Annotated in this window: 3 protein-coding genes; 2 read left to right on the top strand and 1 reads right to left on the bottom strand. The window is 45.9% G+C overall.

Annotated features, from left to right (window positions below; genetic code table 11):
• Both VN429_RS09485 and VN429_RS09480 read left to right on the top strand, forming a co-directional pair.
• Positions 1 to 778 (top strand): DUF364 domain-containing protein (locus tag VN429_RS09485; RefSeq protein ID WP_325632590.1); only part of this gene is annotated, 778 nt, incomplete at its 5' end.
• Positions 779 to 789: 11 nt separating this feature from the next.
• Positions 790 to 1,605, top strand: coding sequence for an XdhC family protein (locus VN429_RS09480; RefSeq protein ID WP_325632588.1), 816 nt, complete (start codon positions 790 to 792; stop codon positions 1,603 to 1,605).
• Here the strand turns inward: VN429_RS09480 and VN429_RS09475 are convergent.
• Positions 1,602 to 2,150, bottom strand: coding sequence for a nucleoside-triphosphatase (locus tag VN429_RS09475; RefSeq protein ID WP_325632586.1), 549 nt, complete (start codon positions 2,148 to 2,150; stop codon positions 1,602 to 1,604). The genes VN429_RS09480 and VN429_RS09475 overlap by 4 nt on opposite strands.
• Positions 2,151 to 2,233: the final 83 nt, after the last annotated feature.

Genomic DNA, 2,233 nt, shown 5'->3' with positions numbered 1-2,233 from the left:
CATCCATACTATATCTAATTCTGCAGATCAGGGGCAGGTGATAGAGGACATCAGGATATATACCAACTGGGTCCTTGTAAAAACCAGTAGATGGTCACTTTCTACAATATTCCATGGTATGCCTGGCCTTGAAGACAAACCGGGAATGGAGTCCTGGATGGGTGATTGGCTCGGAAAACCGGCTCTCGAATCAGCACTCGAACTACTCTCCTGCAAAGAGACACTCCGTCGTGCTGTTGGAATGGCCTGCCTCAAGTCTTTACTTCCGGTTCAGACCAGCATAATGTCGGGAAATGCTGTTATGATGATTGAAGCTGCTGCAGCACGGGTTCCGACCTGTTTTATCGGGTACTTTAAAGAAGCCGCAGAATGGCGTGGAATGGGGAGACCGGTGAACATTGTTGAACTCTTCCCACGACCTGGTGATATCCACTGGAATGATGCCGAAGAGGTACTTGGTGAGGCTCAAATCGTGCTTATGAGCGGATTGACCGTGGTTAATGAGACACTCGCTGAAGTAATCAGACGAACACCCAGAGCGAAAATCCGCGTTATGATGGGCCCGACCGTCCCACCAAGTCCGGCCCTCTTTGATTGTGGACTTGATCTTCTTGGAGTAACCTTGGTCAGTGATTGGACCCTGATGGCAAGGTATGCTGAACTCGGGGGAGGGAGTATTGCATACTCTCCACCCGGGGCACTTGAAAAGATCAACCTGGTCCAGGATAGTAGAAAATTTAGTGCTCGTCTCAAAGAATTAACTGGGCAGAATGGATAATAGAGGAAAAAATGTGGCTCCAAAAAATATCTGAATGGCATGCAGCTGGTGTTCCCTGTGCATTAGTGACAATCATTGAATCATCAGGATCAACTCCCCGTAAGATTGGATCTCATATGGTTGTCAGCAATACGGGTGAAATCGCAGGTTCAGTGGGAGGAGGGGGTGTTGAATTCTCCTGTATTGATATCGCAAAAGAGGCGATAAAAAAAGAAATTTGCATAACTAAGCGATTTGTTTCCAAAGGTGATGGTGATGAGTGGAGAGCAGATGACGCTGATACATCACTTGGAGTCTGTGGTGGATCTCTGACAGTATTTATTGAACCAATAGTTGTTGAACCAGAGATCGCAATCTTTGGAGGTGGTCATATTGGCCTGCATATTGGAAAACTCTGCGAAGTTCTTTCAATTCCTTATAAGGTATATGACGACAGAACAGAATTTGCTAATACTACCCGGTTTCCCGGAGCAAAAGAGGTTGTTTGTGCTTCATTCAAAGATATCGAACAAAATATCGCTCTTCATGGAAGAAGTTATTGTGTTATCCTCACCTATGGGCATGAACATGATGAAGAAGTCCTTGAGTTACTCCTGAAAAACAAGGATATTCCTTATATCGGAATGATAGGAAGCATCGGCAAATGCACGACCCTGATCCAGAATCTAAAATCACGAGGGACTGTTATTGATGACAGGCTGTACTCGCCCATTGGACTGAAAATTGGTAAAAATCTCCCTCCTGAAATCGCTCTCTCAATCATCGCAGAGATTGTCCTAATCATGAGGAACGGAAAACTAGAACATGCACGAAGAGACTGGTCTTAATCCAGTTGTTTAGCAGCAGATCGGTATATCCGGATATCACCCAATATTTCTTCGGCTACCTCACTAAAGCTGACAGATCCAATATCTCTAATCACCGGTTTGATCTGCCACCGTTCGGTGACTATTCCAAGAAAATCACGTCTGACGGTCCATATCATCGGGGGATGATGATGCTCAACCAACCAGGTGATTGAACCACCCCAAAGGGAACCCTGCACATCAAACCGCCCGACTTCATCGATGACAAGAAGATCGGTAGTATCAGACCTGATGTCAAGGAGGGCCCGGTTCCCAAATGTGATCGCTTTTGGTCTGAAATAATAACGGGCATGCTGCTCTGCTCCCTCTTCAGGTGTTGTTGAGCAGAGTTCTTCTGATGCACCGGTTTCAAGATTGGTAATCGAGAACCCGGATCTCATTCCGTCCTGGAAATAACCGGGTGCAACAAATCCCTGCATCTTCACTCCTTCTGCCCGAAGCAGGTCCAGTATCTGCATGAGGAATGTTGTCTTGCCTTCAGCCTGGGCTCCGGTTATGATATACACCGGTTGAGATTCTGTAGGGATCACAGTATCAAGGTATCAATGTCTATGGAAATATTGGTTTTCTTCTTTACATTGCCTTTGAT

The organism is Methanospirillum sp., assembly GCF_035560735.1.
In the GTDB taxonomy this organism is placed as follows: domain Archaea; phylum Halobacteriota; class Methanomicrobia; order Methanomicrobiales; family Methanospirillaceae; genus Methanospirillum.
The sequence above is the reverse complement of the archived record's forward strand: the minus strand, read 5'-3'. Positions and strand labels throughout refer to the sequence as shown.

Coding starts and splice junctions, on each gene's coding strand:
- VN429_RS09480 (WP_325632588.1), top strand. CDS start 790: ATGTGGCTCCAAAAAATATCTGAATGGCATGCAGCTGGTGTTCCCTGT.